At 48.4% G+C, this 26234-nt stretch carries 15 protein-coding genes; 5 read left to right on the top strand and 10 right to left on the bottom strand.

Annotated elements, in window-relative coordinates; all coding sequences use genetic code 11:
• Positions 1–36: 36 nt before the first annotated feature.
• A complete protein-coding gene (locus M3630_RS17415; protein ID WP_251252895.1) occupies positions 37–5946 on the bottom strand; it encodes an AAA family ATPase in 5910 nt (1969 codons plus the stop codon).
• A 129-nt stretch (positions 5947–6075) separates the two neighbouring features.
• Between M3630_RS17415 and M3630_RS17410 the strand changes: the two genes are divergently transcribed.
• Positions 6076–6702: a cupin domain-containing protein gene (locus M3630_RS17410; protein ID WP_251252894.1), complete on the top strand. Its 627-nt coding sequence runs from the start codon at positions 6076–6078 to the stop codon at positions 6700–6702.
• 111 nt (positions 6703–6813) lie between these two features.
• Here the strand turns inward: M3630_RS17410 and M3630_RS17405 are convergent, their stop codons facing one another.
• From M3630_RS17405 to M3630_RS17365, 9 genes are all read right to left on the bottom strand, one after another.
• The gene (locus M3630_RS17405; RefSeq protein ID WP_251252893.1) at positions 6814–7548 is read right to left on the bottom strand and encodes an MBL fold metallo-hydrolase; all 735 of its coding nucleotides are present in this window, start codon (positions 7546–7548) and stop codon (positions 6814–6816) included.
• Between the two features lie 200 nt (positions 7549–7748).
• Positions 7749–10247, bottom strand: a complete 2499-nt coding sequence (locus M3630_RS17400; RefSeq protein ID WP_251252892.1) for a GAP1-N2 domain-containing protein — start codon at positions 10245–10247, stop codon at positions 7749–7751.
• A complete protein-coding gene (locus M3630_RS17395; RefSeq protein WP_048035301.1) occupies positions 10247–11512 on the bottom strand; it encodes a TRAFAC clade GTPase domain-containing protein in 1266 nt (421 codons plus the stop codon). Before M3630_RS17395 ends, M3630_RS17400 begins: the two co-directional genes overlap by 1 nt.
• Positions 11513–11525: 13 nt before the next feature.
• The gene (locus tag M3630_RS17390; protein ID WP_251252891.1) at positions 11526–12161 is read right to left on the bottom strand and encodes a beta-mannanase; all 636 of its coding nucleotides are present in this window, start codon (positions 12159–12161) and stop codon (positions 11526–11528) included.
• 17 nt (positions 12162–12178) lie between these two features.
• On the bottom strand, positions 12179–13456 hold the full coding sequence (locus M3630_RS17385) for a vWA domain-containing protein (protein WP_251252890.1): 1278 nt from the start codon (positions 13454–13456) through the stop codon (positions 12179–12181).
• A complete protein-coding gene (locus tag M3630_RS17380; protein WP_251252889.1) occupies positions 13453–15801 on the bottom strand; it encodes a hypothetical protein in 2349 nt (782 codons plus the stop codon). Before M3630_RS17380 ends, M3630_RS17385 begins: the two co-directional genes overlap by 4 nt.
• A 159-nt stretch (positions 15802–15960) precedes the next feature.
• Entirely contained in the window at positions 15961–17073 is a 1113-nt protein-coding gene (locus M3630_RS17375) for an RNA-guided endonuclease InsQ/TnpB family protein (RefSeq protein WP_251252888.1), read from the bottom strand.
• A 118-nt stretch (positions 17074–17191) separates the two neighbouring features.
• Positions 17192–20581: a tubulin-like doman-containing protein gene (locus M3630_RS17370; protein WP_251252887.1), complete on the bottom strand. Its 3390-nt coding sequence runs from the start codon at positions 20579–20581 to the stop codon at positions 17192–17194.
• A 13-nt stretch (positions 20582–20594) separates the two neighbouring features.
• The gene (locus M3630_RS17365) at positions 20595–22388 is read right to left on the bottom strand and encodes a vWA domain-containing protein (protein ID WP_251252886.1); all 1794 of its coding nucleotides are present in this window, start codon (positions 22386–22388) and stop codon (positions 20595–20597) included.
• A gap of 199 nt (positions 22389–22587) precedes the next feature.
• On the opposite strand from M3630_RS17365, the gene M3630_RS17360 reads away from it, so the two are divergent.
• The 4 genes from M3630_RS17360 (at position 22588) to M3630_RS17345 (ending at position 26232) form a co-directional block, all read left to right on the top strand.
• Positions 22588–22737 carry a hypothetical protein gene (locus M3630_RS17360; protein WP_007724683.1) on the top strand — a complete coding sequence of 50 codons (150 nt, stop codon included), beginning with the start codon at positions 22588–22590 and terminating at the stop codon, positions 22735–22737.
• Positions 22734–23669, top strand: a complete 936-nt coding sequence (locus M3630_RS17355) for a hypothetical protein (RefSeq protein ID WP_251252885.1) — start codon at positions 22734–22736, stop codon at positions 23667–23669. The genes M3630_RS17360 and M3630_RS17355 overlap by 4 nt, the downstream gene beginning before the upstream one ends.
• A gap of 14 nt (positions 23670–23683) precedes the next feature.
• Positions 23684–25447 carry an SH3 domain-containing protein gene (locus M3630_RS17350; protein WP_251252884.1) on the top strand — a complete coding sequence of 588 codons (1764 nt, stop codon included), beginning with the start codon at positions 23684–23686 and terminating at the stop codon, positions 25445–25447.
• Positions 25448–25599: 152 nt separating this feature from the next.
• Positions 25600–26232, top strand: coding sequence for a LysE family translocator (locus M3630_RS17345; protein ID WP_251252883.1), 633 nt, complete (start codon positions 25600–25602; stop codon positions 26230–26232).
• Positions 26233–26234: the final 2 nt, after the last annotated feature.

Below are 26234 nucleotides of genomic sequence, written 5' to 3'. Positions count from 1 at the left end.
CCAAAAAAACTGAGGCACTGTCGCCTCAGTTTTTTTCTATGGTTCTAGCGGGATTCGGAAGGTAAAGCGGGTGCCTTCTCCGTTTTGGGTATGAACCTGAAGGGTTCCTCCCAACTGCTCAACCTCTTTTTTGACAATGGACAGGCCAATTCCTCTGCCCGATACGAGACTTGCATGTTCTTGTACCGTAACATGCTCAGCCAATGCCAGCCTTAGCTTCTCCATTTCTCCCCCACGCCCATCATCACGAATCATGACGCACAGGGAAGTATCCTCTTGCCAAATGCGGCATTGAATCTTGCCGCTGCGTTCTTTTCCGCATGCCAATCGTTCTTGCTCTTCTTCCATTCCATGATCGATCGCATTGTTGAAAATGTGAACCAGGCTCCTCGCAAAATTCTCGAATCGCTCCGGATCGACCAATACTTCTTCCGCATCCCATTCGACCCGATCGATCGTCTTATTCAGTCGGATGGCAAGCTCACTTACATAGTCTTCGTACCGGGACAACAGGTCCTTCATGGGACGATAGCGCAGCTTGCGGATGCGGTGGAGCAGCTCCTGCTGAGCTTTCCCCTGTACCAAACTAGTGATCTCCTGCTCGAAGCTTTCCCATTGCTCTTTTGCAATGGTGTACACATGCTCGTTATGATCCAGGAATCCGATCCCGAGCTTGTGCTGCATGATCGACAAATCCTGTTGCATCGCAGCTTGAACCTCTGCGAATGACTGCTGGGCGCGCGCATCCTTGTCGGACAGGTGTTGTTCGGACTTTGCCCATTGAATCAACCATGACTCCAAGTCATGCAGCTTTTGCGGTGTATGAATCAAGTGTAATTGGCTGAAGTCACCCTTAAACTGATGAATCTGAGCGACCAATTTGAATAGTTTCTCGGATTCCGCTATGTCTTCTCCGAGGACCCGTTTCCACCCTTCCTCAAAGAAAGCGTCAAAAGCTCGCAGTACCTTTTGGAAGAGCGGGAGGCTAATCGCTACCGTTACGACCATATTCAACCTTTGCCATTCTCGCTCCATCTTTGATTTGAGCGCCCGCTGCTCACTCATATCTGTCAGGATCAGCATCAAGCCCTCTGGCGAATCCCGCCGATCTTCATAAATCGGCTTACATGCCAGCTTCAACGGCATTTGATTGATCTGGATCTCCGTAGGAAACAGACTGAGATACAGCTCTTTTTGCCCTTGGTCCTTGGCTTCAAAGTACTTTTCCAAAAGAGATTCAATAAATACGCTGTCCTCTGGGCGATCCGGGTAAAGCAGCTCTGCGACCGATACCCCAGCCAGTTCTCTGCCAAAGATCCGTAGACATTCCCGACTGTACTCAGAATGGACCAGCAGATTTCTGGAAAAAGAAAGGAAGCCTTGTCCCGCATTGTTCAACAGATTTTTATTCGCCTGCAAAAGTGCCTGAATCTCATTGGTACGCTCTGTCACGATCTTTTCCAAGGATTGATTCCATTGCTCCAATTGATGATACAGTCTCGCATTTTCAATAAAGATCGCAATTTGCGAGAAGATCAGTCTGAGCGGCTCTGAGCGTTTTTCGTTGAACACATGTGTCGTCTCATTGTTCTCCAAATAAATGACACCGATCATTTTTCCTTGCTGCCATAGCGGGGAGCATAGAATCGATTTCGGCTTGTGCTTCGCAATGTACGTATCGCGGAAAAAGACACCTTCAACCGAAGCATTGTGGAGCACCAGCATCTCTTCTGTACGAATCGTGTAATTCACGACAGCCACAGAGAGCATTCCGCTATGCTCATATGGGACAGACTGCATGATCTCCACGTCCAAATCGACAGAGCCTGCCGCTTCGATGAGCCAGTCACCATCTTTTTTCAGCAAGAGGATTCCTTTCTCCGCACCTGCATTGCTCATCACCGTGCGCAGCATCGTCGCCAACAGCATTTCCAATCGGAGCTCGCTAGCAATCGTTTGCGACGCCTTGATGACACTCATTAAATCGACGAGGTCTGCTGTCTGGTCAGTCGTGGCAATTTCGGCGGAAGCTCCCAAGCTTCTAACCCGTTGCAAAAGATAAGGGTACCGTTCCCCAATCTCCCGTGCCTTGGCGACCGCTCCCCATAGCATGTAAACCTCGTGCGCCTCCGTCATGTATGCCTTCGCAATCGTTTCGAGTCCAAGTGCCAAGTAATGCTGGGCGGCCAATTCATTTGCCATTGCCTCGTTTTGCAAGAAAGCATCCTTTTTGGCGAGTTGAACCGCCTGTTCGTAAAAAGGACCCGCTTCTTGTTTTTTCTCTGTGACACGCAGCCACTCAGCATACATCAGCAACCACTTGTGCTGAAAATTTTCCGGGCATTCGTTTGCCCACGTCTTCATCTTTTTGAGATTTGCTTTGATTTTTTTCCCGTACTTCGATTTTTCCTGTCCGTTGGCGTTCTCATAGAGCCCCGTCAATGCCAGTGTTTGCATAAAAACTTGCTGGCTGACAAGTACTTGTCCGCTGACTGAATCCATCCATTGCTCCGCTTCAGCCAGCAGCTGGGCTGCCTCCAGATGGTTCCCGTACATGAGGTGAACCATCGATTTATAGTAGTGGTACATGTACCGCTTGTAGCTGTTTCCTTCTTTTTTCAGGTTGCTTACATAGGCAACTTCGTCAAAGCCATCATGGCAAAACGCCGTTCGTTCATTGTCCGTCCACCTTGTAAAAGCATGCAGCGCCTGGCGCAATAACAGGAGCCGGTCATCGTGATCAACGACCTTGATTTGTTGAATCATATCGCTGTATTCCTCGATTTGCTGCTCCAATTCTTCCACTGGCACACCACAATAGAGCATGGCCTCCAAAAGACCATGGGCATTGTAGGCAGCATAAATGTTGCCCCCGCCGTCCAAGCCGAGCTGAATCGCTTTTTTCAGGAGAGGGATGTTCGTCCGTGCATGCTCGCACCAGTGGTTGATGAGTAGGGCAAACGCGCCATACGCCTTCGTCATGGCAATCGGATCGGCGAAGCTGTCTGCCACACGGCAAGCCAATTGTCCAAATTCGTACGCCTCTCGATAATTTCCGAATTGAGCAGCTTGTACGATCCCGTAACCGGTATAACCGTTTGCCGAAGCGACCGCGTTTCCGTGCACGAGCGACAGATGAAGGGCACGCAAAATCGTTAAAGCAAACCAATTGAGATTGACATAGTAAGCAGATGGCCCGGCGTAGCTGATGATGCTCATCGCCATCTGATAATTTTCATCGGGAACATCCGGCAAATACAGCAACTCATCTATTTTCCGGCCCTTGAGGCGGCGCTTGATGTGAAACATTTCCTTAATGATATCGAGCTTGCCAGGCTTTTTCGGAATCGGTACGCCCAATAACCCCAAGGCTTCGCTTGCGATCTCCATGACACGCGGAAATTCAGCCAGTCGCGTATACATGCGAATTTCCATTTCCAAAATGCGTACTCGTTCCAGGTCGGTCTTGGCATGCTGCATCCCGCGTTCAAACAATTGTTTGGCCTCATCCAATTGGTTACAGAGATACGTCGTCTCCGCAGACAACGCACACAACTCCATGGTCAGATCATGATTGCGCTGCCAGCCCTCTTCCCCCACCAGCTCGAGACCGCGTTGGAAATACTGCAAAGCCGACTCAAATGCCGCAGAGGATTTCGCTTTTTGTCCAGCGAGCAAATGACAGTGCGCTACATGCATGCGCTCCGTCTGATCCTCCAGTATATCTTTGCCCCGATACATATGATCGCAAATTTCGAACAGGAAGCCGGATTCGCTTCCTTGGGACATTTCCCACATCATTCTGCCCAGCTTGACGTGAATCTGTCCGCGCTCTGCCTCTGCTAACAACGAATAGGCGGCCTGTTGAATGCGATCGTGCACAAAGCGGAAACGAATCCTCATCTGAGACGCCACTTCTTCTTCCACGAGCGCCGCGTAGGTCAGATATTCCGCTCCTTCAATCGGATAGATGAGACCTTCCTCAATCGCAGGCGATATATGCTGGATGGCTTCTGACTCCGTTTGATTCCGTGACTTGGCTATCAAATGAAGCAAAAACGAATTGCCCAGACAAGCAGCATAAGCGAGCTGTTGCTGAGTAGAATCAGGCAATCTTCTCATTTTTTCTACGAGAAGATCGGCCACATTTTCCGTTGTACCCAGCTTCTCGATTTCGGCCAAATCCCATTGCCAGCTCCGCTCTTCTCTCCCATACCACAACAAGTTCCGATCATACAGCGTCTTAATGAATTCTCTTACATAAAACGGATTTCCGGCTGTTTTTTGCATGATAATCGTAACCAGCGGCTCCGTCATGTCTGGATCACTATGCAAGGTATCCGCTACTAACGAATTGAACTCGTGTTCTCGAAGCGGCAATAACGTAAATTGGCGCAAAATTCGGCTCTTAATGCCTGTCTCTGTCAAAATGGCAATCAACGGATTCATCACACTGCCATCATGCTCACGATAAGCGCAAATCAATAGAAAATGACTGATCTGCATATCTGCAACCAACTCTCGGATCAGGAACAGCGAAGAAGAATCCGCCCATTGCAAATCATCCAGGAACAAGACGAGTGGATGCTCCGGTCGCGCCCAAATCCGAATAAAGCGTTGCATCACCCATTGAAAGCGATTTTTTGCTTCCGCTGCAGGCAACTCAGGTACAGCAGGCTGTTTGCCGATCACTGTTTCAAGCTGCGGAATGACATCCACAATCACTTGACCAAGTCCTTGCATGGCGTCGAGTATCATCTCTCGCCAAGCGAGCAATTCACGTTCGTGGCCTGCCAATAACTGTTTGATCAAATCCTGAAAAATTTGAATGACAGCGGAATAAGGTACCGCTTGATTATATTGATCGAACTTTCCTGAAACAAAACGTCCTCGGCCTCTCAAAAACGCTTTTTGGGCTTCCAGCACGAGAGCAGACTTACCCACACCTGCCGAGCCACTGAGGAGAACCATCCTCGTAGCGCCGTTCGTGACTTGCTCAAATGCATCGATGAGCATCTGGATTTCTTGCTCACGTCCATAAAGCTTCTCTGGAATCCGCAAGTGATCAGCACGGTCTTCCAAAGCAAGCGGAAAAGGCGTAATCAAACCATTTTGTTCAAGCTGGTCATAGCATCGCTGCAGGTCTGCCAGCAAGCCAGACATGCTAAAGTAGCGATCCTCTGTATTTTTTGACAGACACTTCATCACAATGTCCGATAGAATCTCTGGAACGGATGGTTTTACACTGGAGGGGGCGAGCGGCTTTCTCGCCATATGAGCATGTATGAGTTCAAGCATGTCCGAAGTTAAAAAGGGCAGCTTTCCTGTCAATAACTCGTAGAGCGTGACACCAAAAGAATAAATATCGGAGCGGTAATCGACGGTGCGATTCATTCGCCCCGTCTGCTCCGGCGAGACGTAGCGAAGATTTCCCTTCCATTCTTTTGGATTCATCACACTTTGGTATTCCTGGTGGCATTTCGTCGCCAAACCAAAGCTACCAAGCTTCACCTCATAGGTATCAGGATGAACCAGGATATGATCGGGATTTACATCCTTATGAATGATTCCGTGCTGATGGATTTCTCTCAAGCAGGAAGCCATGCGAACTGCAAGGAAGAGCATCTCCTTCAGCGACAGTCCTTTCATTTTCATAAGCAAGGAGAGCGGCACTCCCCCGAAATCTTCCGTAATCATTACCGTCTCACGGTTGTGATTAACGAGCTCGATGATCGTTTCCACTGCATGGGATTCCAATGATTGAAGAATGCGATATTCATGCTTCAGTTTCCACAGAGATTCTTTATGGGAAGGTCCTTCCATCGGTACCTTGAATAAGACAGGGAGATTGTCATTATTTCTGTAACCCCGATAAATTCCCAATTTTGAATGAGTGGAAAGAAACTCTGCCACCCTATAACCTGGAACCACGATCATGCCGCTCATACTATCCACTCCATCTTTAGGTAGAACATCCTATCTTTTTAATTGTTGCCCCGGAACAAATAATCTATATTTAATCTATATTCTGTCTTAATATAATCTCTTTTTACTATTTTTCAAGGAGGTATAGTTTTGTCAAATCTCAGCCGCAGTGTAAGTAACCCGCACAATAATGAAGTGGTCACCTTTTTAAAGACAACGGAAGAAACGAATGGCGAATATTTATTATTCCGTACCGATCTTCCACCGGATAACGGGATTTTTCTACACTATCATACAAAACTTGTCGAAACCTTTGAAGGTGTAATTGGAAATTTAGAGGTAACCATTGACGGAAAAAAAGTAATCCTGAAGCCGGGAGAGAAGCTGAACATACCAACAGACAAGGTTCATGGGTTCCACAATCCCTCTAACGAATTCGTCAGCTTCCATGTCGAAATCCGGCCAGCCGGTACTTTTGAAGCGTTTGTCCGCTGTGGATACGGGCTCGACACAGACGGGCGCAGCTTTTATTTGCCGTTTATCAAGCAATATATCCCGAAAAATATTCTCCTATTGGGAACGATCTTTCAGATGGGGCAGTTTTACCTCCCAATCATTCCGCGCTTCCTGCAAAAAGGCATGTTTGCTGTGCTCGCTGCATTGGCTCGTTGGACAGGCTCAGATAAGTCTTTGGAAAAATACTACAAAACCTCTTCGGCTGCATCAGTCTCCCATTCCGAAGTCGAGCAAACAACGCAAGAAACGTTGCAAGGATAAAATGAGAAAGACACCATTGGGAATACTCCAGCTTGGTGTCCTCCACGCTTCTTATATCTACATATTCCAACCTGGATTCGTTGTTTTAATGTACAAGACCATGTAACTCCTTCACCATATCAGAGCAGAAAGCTGCTCTTGTACGTTGTTTTGACACATGCCTCCATGATAACAAATGATACTATTAATTTCCAAGTTCTCGAATTTTTTTAAAGAGTTTACTGCTATTTCCATATCGAGAGTGTTTTGCGGAATCGGCCCATGTAGTGCTTCGTTCATGTACACCATAGCATCTCCTACTATCAAGGTCTTGCTGTCTTGTACATAAAGGCTGATATGCCCCGGCGTATGTCCGGGAGTGTAAATGATGCGAATTCCCCCACAATACGGCAGAATCTCTGCGTCTGCCAGTGTCTTGTGCACCATTGCCTTTGGCGGATTATCACAAAGCCTTTGCAAGTACTCGCGTTCCTTTTCAGGCAACATCGCAAGTAAAGGAGCCATGACTATTGGATTTGCTTTGAGGAGAGGGCGTGTGCCTTCGATGTACGGCCGATCTAGCTCATGCGCATATATTTCAACCTGTCCGCCAAGCTCACGAACTATTTCTGGAAGACTTCCGATATGATCAAGGTCCTGATGTGTCAAAATGATAGTCTGTAAACGCTCAAGTGGTATGCCAGCACGGCTCATTTCCTGACGAATGGTCTCCCATGAACCAGGCATACCTGTATCTACTAATACCGCTCGTTCATCATCCCAAAGCAAGGTGGGATTGATCACCATCGGCTTGCCAAATGCCTCTCCTTGTAACGGAATCATTTTCACACCTGTGTTCGCTTTCATACCCTATTCCTCCTCACACCTTTTTATCGCACAACTACTTTTTATCACGGAGCGAGGAGTGTTGTCGATAACAAAATATTTAATTATATCACAAATAAAAATATTTGTCAATATCTATTTTTCAGTCTCTTTAACAGCAATTACACCCGAATTACGCGGTCGCTCTTACTAGAGAAGACCGCGTTGGCGTTATTTTTACCTTAGGGTGTTGGTGTTTGAACAGGCTGCCCACCCGTAGATGCATCTTGGCTTCGCTTCCCAAGAACATCACGGACAGGTTGGATGTCAGGCTCGTCCATCATCAACCGATGAACCGGTACGAACACAGCCGGTGGGCGGGTCGGTTCAGGCTGTGTTTCAGGTGGCTGCACATGCGTACCTGTACCTCCCCAAACCATATAGCCTCCCCACGCTCCGGCACCTAGCAAGACAACTGCGCTGGATATCACCGTAGCTTTGTGCCGAAACAGCTTCACGAGCGGATTGGCTGTTTCGTTGCGTACCTCGTCCAAAAGCTTGCGGAAATCAGCGTTTCGGATCGCATACCACCGTTTTCGCCATTCTTTGTCCCGCAATCTCTTGCCTTTCTCCTCAAGGAAAAAGACCTTCAATGCTTGTCTGTAAGCAGGCAGCAAATACTTTCCTTCGAAAAACATCCGCTGGCTCATCGTCCATTGGATAAAGGACAGGGTAACGGCTTCCCCACCATTTTGCTGAACATACTCCAGCAATTCTACAAACTGGAATCCTTCCTTACCAAAATGATCTTCCCTGTAAAAGACCAGCGGCACCTGCGAGAACTCGTCAGCATGGAGCGGTTTGCTCAACATATTCTGGATCATTCTTTGTTGTACGGAAATCGCATCCCGATCCCATTTTCGGAAAAATTCTGCCGGGTGCGGCGTGCTTCTCTCTTCATGCAGCTTCGCCAGATTCATGAGCATTTCTTGCTTGTGGCGGCTCTCCATATCCAGCGTTCCGAAAAAGCTCTGTGGCTTCTCCTCCAAGAGGGCAATGAGAACCTGAAAATCATCCTTGGATAGCGTGTCTAGTGCGACGAGCTTCATCAAGGACTTGTCCAGCTCATCCAACAGCTCATCGGCATAGCTGCGTACTCCATCGATGTTTTCAAAGAACTGGTGGATGGTAATGGCGGCAGCGAGCTTTTGACGTTCCCGTGCAAATAGACGCAGAACTTTTTCCATTGTCGTAGCTACGAAGACGGCATTGCGCATCGCTTGTGGTTCCGTTTCCATCCAAAACCGGATTTCCTTTAGCATCTGGTCCAAGCTGGTCACAGCGGCTACCCGCTCGGTCATATAATCCTCAAAGAGTGGCTTCACCAACTGTGGGTAGCCAAAAATCGTCCGCATCATGAAGCCAAACAGCTCGCGGTTGCTGGACAAATGCTTGTACACCTCTGCCACGTAGTTGCTCTGTCTTGCTGTCTTGGCCTTCATCAACACGTCCATCAAGAAGCGGATCAAATCCATTTGCAGGCGTTCCTGCCTGGTGACACGGTAGGATTCAATCATTTGCTTGACCGTCTCGCTGTCAGGAAGCTGTTTGGACGAAAGCGCCTCTACTTCGATTCGCATCAGCATTTCCTGAAGCTCGATCAGCCGTTTCTTGCGGGTCAAGCTGCTGTGCCCCAAATAGCTGTTCAACGCCTGCCAAACGCCCGCCCGCTTGCTCTCATACACGGAGGTTCGTCCCTTTTCAATCAAATACAGTGCACATAGCTCATAGTACGTGCGAATGTTCAAGGCCAGTGCATGATCTGCTCCAGCGAGCACTTCCTCACAAAATTCGTGGAACGCATCCACAATCCGCGGCTCATTCACATACTCCCAGGCAAAGTCGAGATATTCGTGTCCTCCGCCCTGCAAATCGACGTTCTGAACGCGGCCAAGGGAGAAGTCGAACAAAAAGTCTTTGTCGCTATGCCCACCGCCTGGGCGAATGCTCCCTTTTTCCACAAACGTGACGTGGATATGCTTCTTGCTCTGCGGCTCGTTGCTAAACGTGAGAAAACCAAAATGTCTGCGCATCTCAAAAGGCAGACAACTGTACAAAATCTCCAATAATTGAGCAGCACTCTTGGATGAGGTACTGATATCCACATCCAGGCTGATGAATACCTTCTTTTTCGCCGCGAGCGAGGACATGACAGCAAAGAGGAGCTGTTTGAATAAACGCTCATCGATGCCCAATTGCCCAAGCAGCAGTTTTCGATCTTGCGGCAAACCTTTTTCGGAAGGGATGTCATCCACGGTAGGAAGCTCCTTGCCCGCTGCATCATCGTGGCGATCTGCAAAAGTGCGCACTCCGAAGATCTTGCCCGGATTCTTGATAAACTCGTCCCGCCGCTCTACCGGAATGACATAGTTGTGACTGAAAAACGTATTGCGCTGCCCCGTAAAATCCGCTCCGACAAAGACACTTCTACCGAGAACCATCTCTCCTGACTCGGCTTGGAAGCTGACAAGCGCCTCTGGAAAGAGTGCCAGATTGCTTTCCGCCCGCTCTTGAAGCTGTCGCGGCGCGTCGTACACACAAAACGGATGAAGAGTCTTCTTGATGAATTGGTTATCCAGCCCTGGCGTTTTGGCGACAGTATCGTATCCTTCGTTCGAACGGAAAACCCCTTGTCGCCCGCGGGTGTAGTACTGCTGCAAAATGGGCTGACGGTTGCTCACTACCGCTCCCTCCCTTCGATGTAATCAAGCTGGTGCATCAACCAAATAAATGGTTCATCGACGCGAATCGGCGTCACGACACCACTCACCCTTTGATTGACGGGATTGCTCCCCAGCGCAGATACAGCGAAATAGGCCGTATTCGTAAAATAAACATCCAACGCATCTTTAAACGGTCTATCCACCTTTTCGATGAACCGGCGGATTTCCCCATCGATGTTCTCGAATTCAGTCGTATTTAAATATTGTTCATGAACGAAATTGCGGAAAACGTTGCTGTTGGACTTGATGTATTCGCCGTCGTCTTCTTTGATCAGATGCAGCATGTCGCTCTTCGTCAACACGACAGCAGTTGGAATATGTGTCTTGCTCTGCTCTTGGTAGCCGATGAAGTTCTCAAACAGCGTAATGACGACCTCACGCGGCTCGTCGTACCTTGCTGTGAATTCCCCTGGCTCATCCCCTGCTTGCAGCATGACCCGATCACGAATCGTCTTGATTTGCAGTGGGTCGACCAGGAACAAGATCCCAGACGAGTTTTTCACATGCGCTGCATACAGCTCCAAATACTCGCGGTCGACCATTCCCTCGCCTGCTACGTCGAAAAACACCAGGATTAACGGTGCCTTATCGCTATCCTTGAAAATGAACTGGAAGATGAACGGCTCCTGGCGCTTTTCTTTTTGCGTGGAATCAAGCAGCTGTCCGCGTTCAAACAAGGGTGCCTCATAGTTCTCCCGGAACTTGCGGCTAATCTGCGCATTGAGCGGCATACACGCGGCATCGAAGTGATTCGCGGTTGTGTTCTGCAAGGTATGGATCAGGGAGGTCATGTAAACCGACTTACCAACCTGGGACGCCCCGACAATCGAAATAATATTGCTCGGCGCTTTACCCGCCGTAATCGGCAGCTCGTTGTGGCATTTCGGACACAGTCTGCGCTTGGAAACCATGCCATACCGGTCGGTCACACCTGCGAGAACGTTATCGACGTACAAATGGTTTTCCGACGGGATGGATTCCGGATCGATCACCGCTTCCAGTTCGTCGATGGCATCCAGTCCGAATTTATCCCGATACGCGTTGAGAATCTCATCCTCCTGCAACGCGTAGTCTTCGTCGTCCTGGCGATGATGCGTGGCACGAAAGACAACTTGGTCCGGTCCGTATTTGGCGAAACAGTACGGGCAGACAATATCGTAAAAAGGAAGCCGTTCCTTGACCTGCGGCTTCTTCTCAAACATGTTTTTCAAAAACGACAGCATGGCGCATCCCCTCCTATTCAGGAATCAGTTCGTACATTTCTCCGTATTTTTTCCCGTCCGTAAAAAACAGGCGGACGACGTCTTTTTTCCTGACTTCGATCTCCGGCATCAGATTGACACCGGGCTCGAGATCACGAATGAAATTGTATCGGGTACCATCATCCTTGTGGGCGGGAGGAGAGCCTTCTTTTTTTACGTAGCAGAGTACGTCCCGCGCGATCGGAATCTCTGAAAAAATGCGAATCTGCAACGATTGATGCTTGCTGAACCAGCTTCCGCCCCGTTTGAACGAGTAGTAGATTTTGGCCTTTCCTGTGCTGACGTGGATCACATGGGCATCCCCGTCTGGCATGAGCAGAATCGGCTTGCCATTTTCCAATCGGCAAGGAAAGATGCGGTATGTGTACCTGCCGATGCCGTCTGTTTTTTCCCGCAGCCCTTTGTGGACTTTGTATTCCTCTCGGGTATACAGCTTGAACTGACGATCATCCAGCTCGTACACGTCAAAAGGGGCGCCAAACTGCGACTTGTGCACGTACACGCACGGAATATCCTGCGCCCAATGCCAATTGAGCACGTATTCGCTCCCTTGATGCTGGCAGGTGACGTCCTTGATGAAGGTTTCTGTTGTTGCCTCCCGATTAATCATGATTCATCATGCTCCCTTTACAGATCAAACCGTTTGCTGCTCTGGTTCCCGGCGTCCAAGGCACGAGGGTTTTGTCTGGTGTTCAGTCTGCGCTTTGCAAAAGACGATCCGCCACTCGTGGAAGCTGGCACAAAGAGAGTGAACAATGTCAGGATGACGGCGAGCAAGGAACACGCCAGCAAACGAATCACCATATCGAGCAAGTCGATCGACGACAGACCCATTTCCAAAACAAGTCCAGCTAACAGTCCTGATACCGCCCCGCCAATCGTGAAGCTTTTGGCAAGATGGCGATTGTCAAAAATCAGACCCAACGCCAAACCGAGCAAAGCACCGATGATCAGAACACTGACCACACGGGTAATGGCGTAAAACATGCTATCTTCTGTCGCTCCTGTCCGCTCGGAAACAATATTGCGGTCTGTTCGGCTCATATCGTAAATCTGACCAAAGATTCCTGTCATTTGGTCCGCGTGTTCAACATTGAAGTAGCTGCCTCCAGTCTCAGCAGCGATCTTTTGAAGCAGTGCCGTTCCGTCTGCATCGATTTGGCTCATGCCTACCGTATGGACAATTACTTGGTTTTGCTTGTAGGGCGCAAGTGCGGCAGGGACATCCAGATCACTATAGCCGTCTGACATCAGCACGACCGTACTGTTCGCCATTTGATTGGCTTGCAGCTGGTCCAGCCCCGCTTGCAGCGCCAAGTCAATCCGCGTGCCTCCATCCGTGCGCGGAAATTGGAGCAGCTTCTTCACAACCTCATCCTTCACAGACTGGCTACTCAGCTCGGTGAGGGGTTGCAGCACGTTCGTTTGATCGTGAAACGTTACCACTGCTACGTTCATGTCACTGTCCATGCGCTGCACCATGTCGGCTGCTGCTTTGAACAATTGGTTATCCGGATCAGACGACTGCATACTGCCTGACGTATCCAGAACCATGATGATATTGTTGGCTCCGCTGGCCTGTTGAAATGATGAACCGTACAGCAGCTGAAGCAAGAGCGCCACTAAGCCCACCATCAAAAACGTGCTGGGCACGAGCATTTTCCACGAAAAGCCCAGATAGCGCTGCTTCCAGCCGACTCCATTCAGTCGTGGCGAGATCATTTCCGCAATGAGGCACATCAATCCTACGAAAAAGGCATATTGACCAAAATAAAGTCCCATTAACAACCATTGCGGTATTTCTCCGGAAAGCTTGCCGAGCATGACTTCCCCGACCAAAAAACCGATCACGCCACCTACCAGACTACACACTAGCATGAGTAAGCTTACCCTTCTCTGACTCATGACGACTCATCTCCTCCCACGCGGCGAAAGACAAACCCGCTGTCCTCATAGGAAGCATGGTATTTCTTGTTATTGCGGTAAAACATCAACTCTTCCATGCCGAATCCACCCATCAGGTTCATTTTTTCTATTCCGCTTTTTTGTTCCTCGTGGATGCAGCCCAGCTTGTAGGTTCGTGTGCTCTCATCCTTGTGCAGCGCATACTGGACGAAGTCGTTGTGAATATCGGCAAACAAGTACTTCTCCTCATAGCGGTGCTTTTGCAAGAAATGGAACACTTCGATGTGAACCGCTGCCCGCTCTTCCAGCACCAATGCCAGATCGAGGAACAAATCCTCCTTCGTCAGCACGGTTCGGTTATCGTAGGCCGCCCCGACGTTGGCACGCGCAAGCAGCTCCGCCTCAAAAGATAAAGCAAATGGCGCACGGGTGAGAATCTCGTTCCGACAAAATTGACACAGCCTCTCCACGAGTCCGGCGAGTCTATTCCCGCTAAGTAGAGCGCCGCTGCCAATATACCGTTGTTCCATGTAAAAATCACTGCCGCGTGAAGCTTCCAATGACCGGATCGTTTCATGGACGACCGATTCGTAATATTCATCCACGTTTTTGCCCAAGTAATCAGTCGCTTCCCGAACGCTTGTCTGGGCGATTTCCCGCAGTTGCTTATGCAAGGCTTCCAACTGCTCGACTTGCTCACCTAACTGCCGGTGAATCTGCTCTGCCTGTTTCTCATAGCTCACAAGGATGGACAGCATCATCTCCCAATCCAGCAGCTCCAGCTTTTTGCCATAAATAGCGTCCAGCAAATGGCGAATGAAGGTCCGCACACGCTCCTTATCCCGTGTGAAAAACCCTCCTAGGCGAATGTCCTGCCGATCCACCCGCTCTTGGTAGAGATCGACCAGCTCGGCTTTCACCTGTTCAACCTGTCGCGCTGTCTCGCGAATGCCTGTGCGCAGCTCATCCAGCAGGTTTGCTCCATTGGCGTGTTCGGCTGTGAGATAGTAAGCCGCATACAGCCCAAGCCGTTCATCCTCGATGACTGCTTTCTGAATCAAATCGGCCAAGGACTCCTGAGACAGCATGTGCTCCAGACGTTTACGCGCCCCGGAAACGACATTCGCCTCAAAAAAGGCTTGGCTGCTGCCGTCAAACAAAGCCAGCTCCGCTTCGCGCATATTCATATTGCAAAGCTCGCTGTAGCTGATGCCAGAGGTCATGAGCCCCGTCATTTCATCCAAGATGTGATCCTCTGGAAGAATACCAGCCAGTTTTCGTTGCAAATCATGTGCCGTCAATCCGAGCTTTTCTCTCGCTTTAGTTTTCGGCAACACCTCGCCGTCCTGGAGTCGCTCCCAATAGCGGTCAAATACTGCGGACAGCACCGTCAATGCAATCGCATGAGTCGGTCGCTTTACTTTGGATAGACCAGCAGACGCGAACTTGGTCTGCCCGTGTTCAACCGAGATGCTGCGCATAAATTGCAGCTTGTTATAGCCGTCATTGCTTTCATGGAACTCCGGCTCTGCCTTTTTGTTGTTCAAAAGCACCAGCTTGCTGATCAGCTCGTAATTTTCCTGCATGCCGCCTTCGATAAACAAGCCATGCTCTGTCTTGTCACTCAATAGGTACGCCAGCGAAAACAACGGTGCGTTCACATGCTCCACAGGAAGTTTCACGAGATCCTCCGTTACCAAGAGGTTCGCTCGATAGCTGTAGTCACTCCGCTGATAGCGATTGACCTCTTCCAAAAAGCTGACCGAGAGCGCTGTCGAGAACCCGAATGCTTCGCCATTGTTCTTTTCCTGTAACAGGACGTACAGATCGACTGATACGTTTTTAAACAGCTCATTGAGGTAGCCCTTGAGTAGCAGCGTCAGCTCTGGCAAAAGAATCGTGGCAGGGTCATCTGCTCTTGCCACGACGGCAATATTGACTTGCTGAAAAGCAGTGAACAACTTGCCCATTTCCGCTACACGCACGCTTGCCAGCTTCATTACCTTGTTCAGTTCCATGGTGACAGCTTCATCGAGCAAAAAACGCTCGTGGATTGAAGTACGCATCTTTTTCTTGTCGTCATCAGCCTGCGGCAAGCGGCAGCCGATTACTTGCGGATGCTCCCACGTTTTGTCCTGATACGCATGGACATAAAGAATACCGTGACCATTTTGCCAATTGCGCTCGTTGTGGGCACGAACAGCTTGCAATGCCTCTACGCTCTTATCCCCGAGAAAAAGGAAGAGCACGGGGTTTTGAATGCTTCGCTGTCCGTTTCCGCTATCCAGTTGTCTTTCCAATTCCGTAACGTATTGGCTCGCGAACTCTCCTATCAAATCCCGCATGCTTCCGTTGCCAAAAGATTGTAACAGTCTACAAATCCTTTGTTTGCTTCCTGCTTCATTGTGTCTGCTTTTGCCTAAGCTACTCGCATTTTTTATGACACTCCTCAGGCGTAAATTCCGGTACAACGAACCGTACAAATTAGCAATAACTTGTAGATGTTATCCTGCTAATTTAGCTAAATTGATAGATGCATTAAGGTCTCTATCTATTTCAAGCCCACAATTACATTTGAATACTCGATCTGACAGTTTTAGGTCTTTGTTTATTCGACCACAATCAGAGCAGGTCTTTGATGAGGAATACCACTTATCTGCTTCCATGAAACGAATACCATGTTTTTCGCACTTATACTGCAATTGTCGTTTAAACTCATGCAATTTCTGTTGTGCGATAGCTTTGGACAAATGGCGATTCTTCATCATGCCGGTAATATTCAAAGTCTCCATCACTACAGTGCTAGGTTTGGTTTTCACAATAGCATTTGTAGATTGATGGAGGTGATTAGTACGGATATTTGTTAGCCTTCGGTGGAGCAAACGAATGGATTTTTCCACTTTTACAATGTTGCAAGTTTTGACAAAACGGTTTCCCTCCCTGTTCATCTCGTATTTGCGAGAGACGTTACGTTGCAACCTCCGTAAACGTCTCTCTGCTTTCTTTATTGCTTGTGTCTTGTTGATATTTTTAAAGGTCATACCATTAGAACAAACTGCCAGCTTCTTCACACCTACATCGATTCCAATGACTTCATTTGTTAGAGCAGGCTTTACTCCATCTCTTTCAATGCCAACAGATAGATACCAGTACTTGCCGTCAAATGATATTCGAGGATTGATATACTTTGTATCCATCGGAATTTGTTCCGAAGTAGAAACCCACCCTACTTTCAAAAGGAAAACGAGATCTTTCTTCACCTTCAACTTCACCAGGTCGTTGTAAAATGAAGGTTTTGTATGTTTACGACTTTTAAATCTAGGTTTGTCAGCTTGTTTCTTGAAGAACTTTTGATAAGCATCACAAGCATCTTTGACTGCTTGCTTGGTTATATCGTCGGAAACATCGTATAACCAAGCAAATTCCTTTGACTGTTTCACCTGTGTTAGTTCTTTACGCAGACTTCGATCAGGTAAAAACTTACCACCGTTTCGGTAGTTTTCTTCCTGCCTAGCAAGTGTCCAATTATAAGCCCAACGAGATATTCCTGCTGATTTCCATAACTGATTTTCTTGTTTGGGAGTGGGTTTCAATCTAACTTGCATTGCAAGTATCATTTATATCACCATCACAAGACAAAACTTATGATTTAGTTTCACTCTCTAAAATCTGCAAAGCATTAGACTGTACTCCGAGCATCGTACTAGATATGGAAAATAGGACCAATAACCTCGGCTATTGCAGCGTCTTGCGCATATCGTTTACTTTTGACCAGACCTTTTTGTAGAACTGGAACAACTCTTCACCGTTTACGTATTCGTCGCGATCGTATTCCAGATCGTTTTTCGTTTCTTGGAAAGCAGTTGCGATTTCTTCGAGTTTTGCCAGCAGCTGCTGCGTATCCTCTGCTGAAGTCATCGCGTCACTGCGTTTTGCAGCCTTGCGCTGGATGGTTGCCATGCTCTTGTGATCCAATGCGCGGAATTTTTCATAGATAGCGAATTCAACGTGCTTGTTGACCTTCATCAGGTTGATGAATGGCTCCCACGCATCTTCTTCCTCATCCTTGTCGTAGACGTACAGCGCACCGCGCTTGCAAATCGTCCCTGTGTAAAGGGCTTCGATGAATCGGGTCACCAGCTCTTCTTCGTCCTTGATGGCACCTACGATCTGCTCCAGCTCCTGGATTTTGGCCTCGATTTCTTCGTATTTGCGCACTTCTTGTTCGATCAGGCGAATCTGCTCCGGATAGCGAATCAGGTTTTCTTTTGCCATCTCTTCATTGATACTGCCGAACACATCACGTGAAAATTCTTGCTCCAGACCATCTCTCATGAAGCCTTTGAGCTCAACCAATACACGCTTGATCTCGCCAGGGCTCAGCTTGGTTGCGTCTCCTTGCGCTTGATGCTTAGCCAGGAAAGTGGCCAGCGAGAACGGCTTCGTCACGATGGATTCATAGCGGTTGCTGGTCTGGCTGTCGCTGCCTTTTTCGCGGATGACTCCGTAGCGCACCGCACGGTCAAACAGTTCGCGTACTTTGGCGTTGTACGCTTTGATCCGCCCGTTTTGGTACGTGTCTCCCCACGATTTTTCCGGAATAGGGGATGGTAGATACGCCCAGTTGTTCTTTTCCGTTTGAACGAGGTGGCGTCCAATACCCTCTCTGTCCAGAATTGTACGTTCGTAGCTTTCCTCGTAGACCTTCAACGGTGTGTAAGCGAACAGTGGAACACCGTTTTTTGTATTCAGCCAGAAGATGCGGTTTTTGACTTCGCTTTCTTTGACGGTAAAACGAGAACCGCTAATCGCTGTATTTTGATAGTTTTTAATCCCCTTCAAGATCGATGGTGCTTTCAGCGGTACCGATACGAAGCCCCAGGAAGGGAAGTGCATATTGCCGAGATTGTTGCTCAGGTGGAAGACTGGAATCGCCTCTTCATCCAGCTTGCTCGCAATCTTGCGCTCTACGATGCGGTCGAGTGTCTCGTCCTGGCCGTATTTGATCACGAGGAATTCTTCCATCGACTTGGTGATCACCTCACCGAACTTCTCCGAGAGGAATTCGGAAATCGAGCTGACGATATCCAGCTCCTGCTCTTTAACCCACTGATCGGAGTGTCGCAGCAGCTCGCTGGTGAAATCGCGGATCAGGTCATCCGCATCTTTTTGCTCCAGGATGTTGCTGACGACTTTGGAGATATCCGGCACACTGACGATGTTCCAGTAGTACGTTTTGTTGCCAGTGCGGTCGCTCTCTTCGCCGCCGTTGATCAGGATGTCGCCGTTTTGCTCGAAAATTTGGTTGAGTGCGTTCAAAATCTCAGTAAATACGTTATAAATGCGGTTGTTTTCTGCATTCAACAAACGGTGCAGCTCTTCGTAGAATTCGATCATTTGTTCCAGCTTTTCCTGATCAGCCAGGAGCTGGTATTCGTTGATCTTCGCTTCGATGTAGCTGTTTTTCTTCTTCTCCTTGGAGATGAAAGCACTGCGGGCATCGCCCAGCTTTTCATTCGCATTCTCTCGTGCGCCCTCAATCTCAGGAGGGAAGCTCTCCAAATTCGCCTTGAGGCTCTCGATGTAGGAGAGGATCATTTTCATCAGGCAGTAGCCTTTGTCCGAATGAATCAGACGGGATGCATAGAATGGTCCTTGCTGCGGATGCAGGAATACACGCGTGATCATTTCGCCAAAAACAGAGATCATGTCGCCTGGCATCTGCTTTTTGGACTTGATGTACGCTTCGCGCGCTTTGGCGAGATAGCCTTGCTCCAGCTCGTGGTCGATGCTCACGACTTGCTGGGTGATCACGTTGCTGTAGTTTAGACGCTCGCTGTTTTCATAGCCTGGCAAAGGCTCAGGAACGCGCTCCTCGAACTTGCGGGAAATCGAGTCGATGTCGATTCCGAGCTTGCGAGCGAATTTCTCTGCATCTTCTTGCGTTGGGGCTACCGTGAACATTTTTTCCATCTTTTTAAACAAACGATATGCCAGGTACGTTGTCATCTCTTCGATTGGCAAGACAGCAGAGGAAGCACCGATGACGTTGTACTGGTAGTTGGCTGCGTACGCTTTTGGCATCTGGTTGATGTTCGTACGAATGTTGCTGATATAGTCGTGGATGGCAAACTCTTCACCCGAGCGCTTTTCTTCGCTCGCCATGAAGTTCGTGATGTTCTCCGCGGTTACGTTCATACAGTAATCGTAGGCGTTTTCCAATGCTTTGCCTTCCAGATTAGTCGCAGAGATCAAATGGCACAGGTTGAATGGCGGCATTGGCGACTGCACGGTGAGCACGTTGCCGTATTGCTGGCGGAAACGCTCATTGCGCTCATCCGCATTCATCCAGTAGTCCAGCTCTTTTAAGGCCGCATAACCGTTTTTCATGATATAGTCGCGTGTGTGCGAGCTGAGACTCTTGTTCGACAGATTGACGTCAGGCGTGAACAGGTAGCCCAGCGTATTCACCTTGTCTACCCCCGCACTGCCGAAGTCACGCTCCAAAATGCCTCGTACGATATAGGCGATGTCGAGGAAGCAACCGCTCCCCGTTCCCCCGGACAAACCGCTCAAGAGGAAAACAGTCAGCTTTTTGTTCGTGCCCTCGCACAGCATCTTGATCTTTTTCTCAATCGTTTGGACAACTTGCGTGATTTTCGTAAAGAGAAGGAGTCGCCCTGCCTGGCGTACACCCGATGCTCCGCTGATTCCGTCCGTAATTGTCAGCTCTGGCGAGAGCCAGTCCGTGATGTACGGCTCCAGAATGCTGCGATTCTGCAACACACCGCCGATCTCAGGGTTGGACAGGAGTACGAACTCCGTCACTGGATCGAGTCCGATGCCCTTGTACTTTTTGTTGCGGTCATGCTCATTCGTTTCAAACGCGATGAATTCAATATTGTCCGGCTTTTCCTTGCGCTTTTTGGAAAGCTGGTCTACCGGAAGCTTGAAGCGTCTGTTCACTTGGTATTTCAGGCGCAAAAGCGCATCAATTCCTGTACCGCCAAGACCGATGACGAGCATCGGGTTATCAATTGTATCTACGCGAATCTTGTCACTGACGATTCCTCCGCCGAGGGATACGTCCAATTGTTGAATGTGTTCTCTCACAACTGCTTTCATAATCGACTCACTCCTAGACGATGTAATCTACATATAAGGACTTGTTCACATTCGTTAACGAAATTTTGATGCGATCGTTTTTCTTCAACTCTTTGCCTTTGCTTGCATCGAGTACACGCCCTGCCTTTTCGATTCGGCAGCTCGAACGGTTTTCGATGATTAGTGTATCGTTTTTCCCTGGTAAAAAGATGACCTTCTCTGTCTCCGCAAACTCAGGGGCGAGCTGCAAGAGCTGGTGCAGCTTCACTTTTCCTTTGAATGCGTTCAGTTTCTTGTATTGCGGATTAGACTTTTCGCCTGTGTCCTCATCCACGATCTCGATGGCGATTTGGCCAGCGAAGCCCTTGTTCGCCTTGCGATAGATCGACAGTGCGTACAAGCCTGCACCGATCAACAGGAGGAGAACCACGGTACCTCCTACTACGGTCATCCATGGAAATGGTTTCGATTCTGCATCAGGATTAGTGGTTGTGTTCGGCTTGTTCGCTCCAGAGCCTGCCGTTTTGGCAGCATCGACAAGGAGTGGCTTCGTCTCCCGGTAAAAGCTGGTGTCTTCTGCCTTGATTTTTATCTCGTACGTATGGTCAGCCGGGATAGTGAAGCTGCCTTCGAATCCGCTGCCCGTATTGTTCAGGACGACCTCATTTGTCTTATTATCCGTCTTGTCATTGACGATCAGTGTCGCCTTCATTTGCTTGTACAGATCAGGACTCGCTACCTTCTGTCCGTTTGAAACAAGTGCTGCCTTGATCGGTACGACATCGCCAGCCTTGAAGCTCTTGGATGTGACTGGCTCCATCTCCAATTGCAGATCGTAGTTGAAGATGAGGTTAATATCGATTTTTTCCTTCGGGACACCTTTTACCTGTAGCTTCCAATCTCCCTGCTGTGGCTTGACCAGCTTGATCATCGTGTACGCATTGGATTTCGACAGTCTCACCTGGTTGGAAGGGATTTGTACTTCCTTGCCCGCTGGGTCATACAGCTTCACTTCCACTGCTTTTTGCGACATGATCGAGATGTTGGCTTCCATGACACTGCCATTCGGGATTGGGATCGGAATCTCCTGAGCTTGACCGTTTGCGACGAAGCTTTTAACCGGGACAACCTTCAGCTTCAGGTGATTTGCAAAGATTTCGCTCAAAATTTGCGGGAGCTTGTCCGCTGTGCTCGTTTCGAAAAATTTACCATTTGTCTCCGCAGCTATCTGCTGTAGTGTCGTGCGGTTAAGCTGACCGTCTGCATTCAAGCCAATCGTGTAAATCGGATAGCCCTTGTCTTTGGCCTCTTTCACAGCTTGCTGTAGCTCTTGATCAGACTGTGTTTGGGTACGGCTTGATGCTTTGTTCAAATAGTTGTTTCCGTCTGCCAGCAGCACGATGATCGGCGCATTGTTTGGATTGCGTCCCGCATCAAGGATTTTTACTGCTTCGGTTACGCCTACTGCAATATCGGTGTAGGCCCCTTTTTGCAGGCTGTCGATGAAGGCTTTGATATCGTTCTTGTCTTCTTCGGAATTAATCTCAAGCAGTGCTTTTTCCCGCTCGATCTTGTCGGTATAGGCGACGACACCAACCTTGTTCGCTTGGATCGACGTCATGTCGACGAACATTTTCATCGCTTCATTGCTGACTTTGTTCTTATCGCTTTGGGTCATGGAGTTGCTGACGTCCACGACCAGGACAGCGTCCATATTGTTTCCGCTTGTTTGCGCAAAGCCCGGATGAGTGACGGAGAGGACACTGACCAAGAGTAGGGCAAGACATGCTACGTATCGACATAACATTCGGAATCGTATTATTTTCATAAGTGCTCCTTTTCTTGTTCGTTACAAAGAATTTGTGAAGTGTTGCAAAGAAAGTAAGACTATGACACTATTACCACTAGATTCAAGAAGTAGTAGAGACAGATGATAAAAAAGTACTAGAATGATTGCCCCTTACTCGTAATACGATACGACATGATTCTTTGTTACAGATTTCGACAACTTCGTTAGGAGAAATTTTATGTTAACTTACTTTCTGTTGTTTGCGGCTTTTTTGCTGCTAGCGGTCCGATTCCTCAAGCTGCTGCGACTGAAACGGCGCAATCTCTCCAACGCCGAAATCGACCAGCATCTTCATGCCTTACTGAATGAGAAGAGGGATTCACCATGAGAAAACGAATCGGCGTACAATTTCGCAAAACCCGTAAAACCACTCATACGTATGAAAGAATTCAAGCGTGCACGCGATGCCATACGTATCATGTCCTGTGGGAGACACATTGTGAGACCTGCGGGAGAGCCTACACACCGATCCGCCAGGTTTCCCACGCTGTGACGCGCCGCTATGTGCAGACGCGCTTTTTGCTCTTGGGCTTGTTCGTCTGTCTTGCTGTCCTTTCTGCGGATACCCTTTTGCAATTAGCTCTCGCAGGAGGTATTGGCTGTGTGTTGTTCGTCTTGTTTTTCATGATGCAGAAAAAATACGGCAGCTATGAAAGAGACATACAATTTCAACACTTTTTAACGAGGGAAATGCAGACGATCAAGAAGTCACTTCTCCATCATTTAGAGGAAGTGGGCAACGACGTCAAAGAAGGACACCTCAAGGAAGCCTATGAAAAAACGAGAGAGATCGGGCACTTCATCGATTCCGACACGATCAAGATACGCAAGATCATGTTCCTCAATCATTACGTCCTGCGCAAAGACATGGAGTTGGAGCTCGAAACGCTCATCCCGTCTATGTACGACAAGGACTTCATGGAGTATGTGCGCGAAGTCATCAAGGTCCAGCCTTCGCTCGTCAAAAAATCCGTGCTTACCTATGTCAGACGTTATAAAAAGCAAATATTGTTGCTGGAAAACGGGGATCAACTCATCGGTCAGGTGGCAGGTGCAGCGCTCCGCATGAAGTCGTATGTGGATGAATATCAGGATCTGATTATCGAATTTATCGATTTTTTGCCTCGCGAGCGCCTTCTGCGATTGGCAAAAATGGTACAAACCCATAAGAATGAAGGTTGGGAACAACTATATCATTCTACCAAAAACAGGGTGGATACGCATTACGCCTTTGACCCGGATTTCAAAGGCATACTGTGAAGGAGGAGCCTTTTATGCTGCCTATCTCTCCCTATCATAGGTCCCTTTGGGTCCGTAATATTTTTCTCGGACTCTTTGCCTTGGGTTTGATCGCCGTTCTGTTCAAGCTCGGTTTCGGATACAAGCAAATTACGTTGTATAAACAGGCAAAGGCGTTTTACGAACAAAAGAACTTGCTGCAAGCCGAGGAAACCTTTTCTCGTGCCCATGATATGGCTGTCCTGTCCTACGGGGATGACGAATGGAATTCTATCATGTTCCTACTGACTTCGATCCGTACTGAGCTGGAGGGGCTTCAACAGCAATCGCTCGCGGCCATTTCGGAAAAGAAGGTCGCAGAAATCGGCGCGGTCTACGAACAATACCAAGCAGTCAAACAGAAATATCAGAATCAAAAGGACGTACCGGGGATGTTTTTCCAGCAATTGTCCGCTCAGATGGGGATGGATAAGAGCTTTTCCGACTATTACTTGAATGCCTTGCAAACATCGAAGGCTCAGGCACAAGCGAATCTCGAAAAGGAAAAATATCAGGACGAGTCTTTCATTGAAACACTCCTTGCCATTCCAGATGAATACTACGGCGGCAAAAAGAAGAAGCAGGCAGAGCTCACGGCCTTGTTCCAGGACTATGAAAAGACGAAGCTACGGAAATTGATCGCTTCTGCTCCTTTTGAAGAAGTCATCACCAAAACGGCTACAAGCATACGTCATTACGAAAAACTGGGTATTGAGACAGATTGGCTAGTGGGTCAGTTGGAAAAGTATGCGCTAGCTGAAATCAAGGAAGTCATTCGTTCAAAGGATTTGAGTGCCTTCGTTGGCATGGCAGCCGCCTATCGCAAAATCGAGGATGTGCTGTCCAGTGATTCACCTGTCCTCGATTCGATTACCCGCTATCTGGAAGGCAAGCTCAAGCAGGCAGAACAATACATCAAGTCGTTCGAGTTCACCAAAGCACGTGAATTGTACGAACAGTTGAATCCACTCCAGGATACAGCTACACTCCTCTCCGATCTGGAAAAGCTCTGGTTGGAATACGATCCAGCACGCTTATTGCAATTGAGATATCCAGACAGAACGTTCACCGACATGCTCTCCGGTACAGATCGCTGGGGAGCAAAGCTTTACGCATTTGGACTCTCTGAGGCAGATCAACGTCTTTACTTCGCAGCGGAAATGCCGAATGACTCGGTCCTCTATCTGGATAAATCGCTCGATGTGGACGTGAAATCGGCAAAGATTAAGATCGACGATACTCTTGGAAGTAAAGAAAAGCCTGTGATTATCGTGAGTGCATCCGGCAAGGAGCGTGCTAATGCCTACGCTGTACTGTCTCCGAATTTGACAAAAGAGTCACTCGAGAAGCGCTTTTCGGTCGAGGCTGATGAACTCAGTGTAGAAGACTCCGAGCATGTGATCATGAAAAATGCGGTAGGCAAAGGGGAAAACGAAATCGCTTTGTTCAAGCTCGAGGACAATGGCTTGGCTTACATCGAAAAGCTGGCTGACTTGGAGGAGGGTTCCGAAGAAACGACCGAGGGAACCGGGTCAGAAGAAGCGCCTTCCCCTGCTGACGGCACAACAGAAGCGACGGATAAAACTCCCCCTGCCACTCAAAAAATCGATGTTTTTGCAGGTCCCGGTGAAGAATATGAGAAGATCGGTCAGGTAGCAGCAGATGGTTCCTTCCAAGTCATCGCAGATCTGAATGGCTGGTATCAGATTGTGTTTGATGGAAAAGAAGGCTGGATACGCGCTACCGAATCAACGCCGTAATTTGTTTGCTGAATTAGGAGCTCCCCCTCGCGATCATGGCATACCTTCCTTGATCTGCGTCGGGGGCTTTTCCTCATTTTTCCGCGTTGCGTTAGGTGTCAGATTATTCTATAATTTATTTTTATTTTATAGACAGATAGGAGTGAGAAGAAATGTTTGGAATCGTTCATTATGAAGCATTTCTGATGACCGCGATCATGTTGAATCTGATACCCGGCTCAGACACGATGTACATCATCACCCGCAGCATTTCGCAAGGAAAACAGGCAGGTATTCTTTCGGTTCTCGGCATTTTGACAGGCTCACTCATTCACACGCTCTTGGCTGCTTTCGGCTTGTCGCTCATTTTGGCGCAGTCCATCGTGCTTTTTAACATCGTCAAAATATTGGGCGTCGCCTATCTCGTCTATTTGGGCATTCGGATGCTCATGACGAAGGAATCACCAGTTTTTGACGCAGCCGATTCCAAGAAGGTGAAGGGTGAAAAGGTCTATCTGCAAGCGATCCTGACAAGTGTCATGAATCCAAAGGTCGCCCTGTTTTTCATCGCCTTCCTCCCGCAATTTGTTAGCGCGACGGAAGCCGGACCACTCCCTTTCCTTATTCTTGGTCTTACTTTTACCGTTACGGGTGGCATCTGGTGTAGTCTCCTCGCCCTGTTTGCTTCCTTCGCTACACAAAAATTGCGCAATAACCAGAAGTTCTCTGTCATTCTCAACAAGCTGACGGGGATTGTTTTTATCGGGATGGGGTTGAATTTGTTGCGGGCGAAAGCGAATCCTTAGGA

It is taken from the genome of Brevibacillus sp. MER 51, assembly GCF_023714195.1.
Lineage (GTDB): Bacteria > Bacillota > Bacilli > Brevibacillales > Brevibacillaceae > Brevibacillus.
Note: the sequence above shows the minus strand (reverse complement) of the source record. Positions and strands in the feature narration are given on the sequence as shown.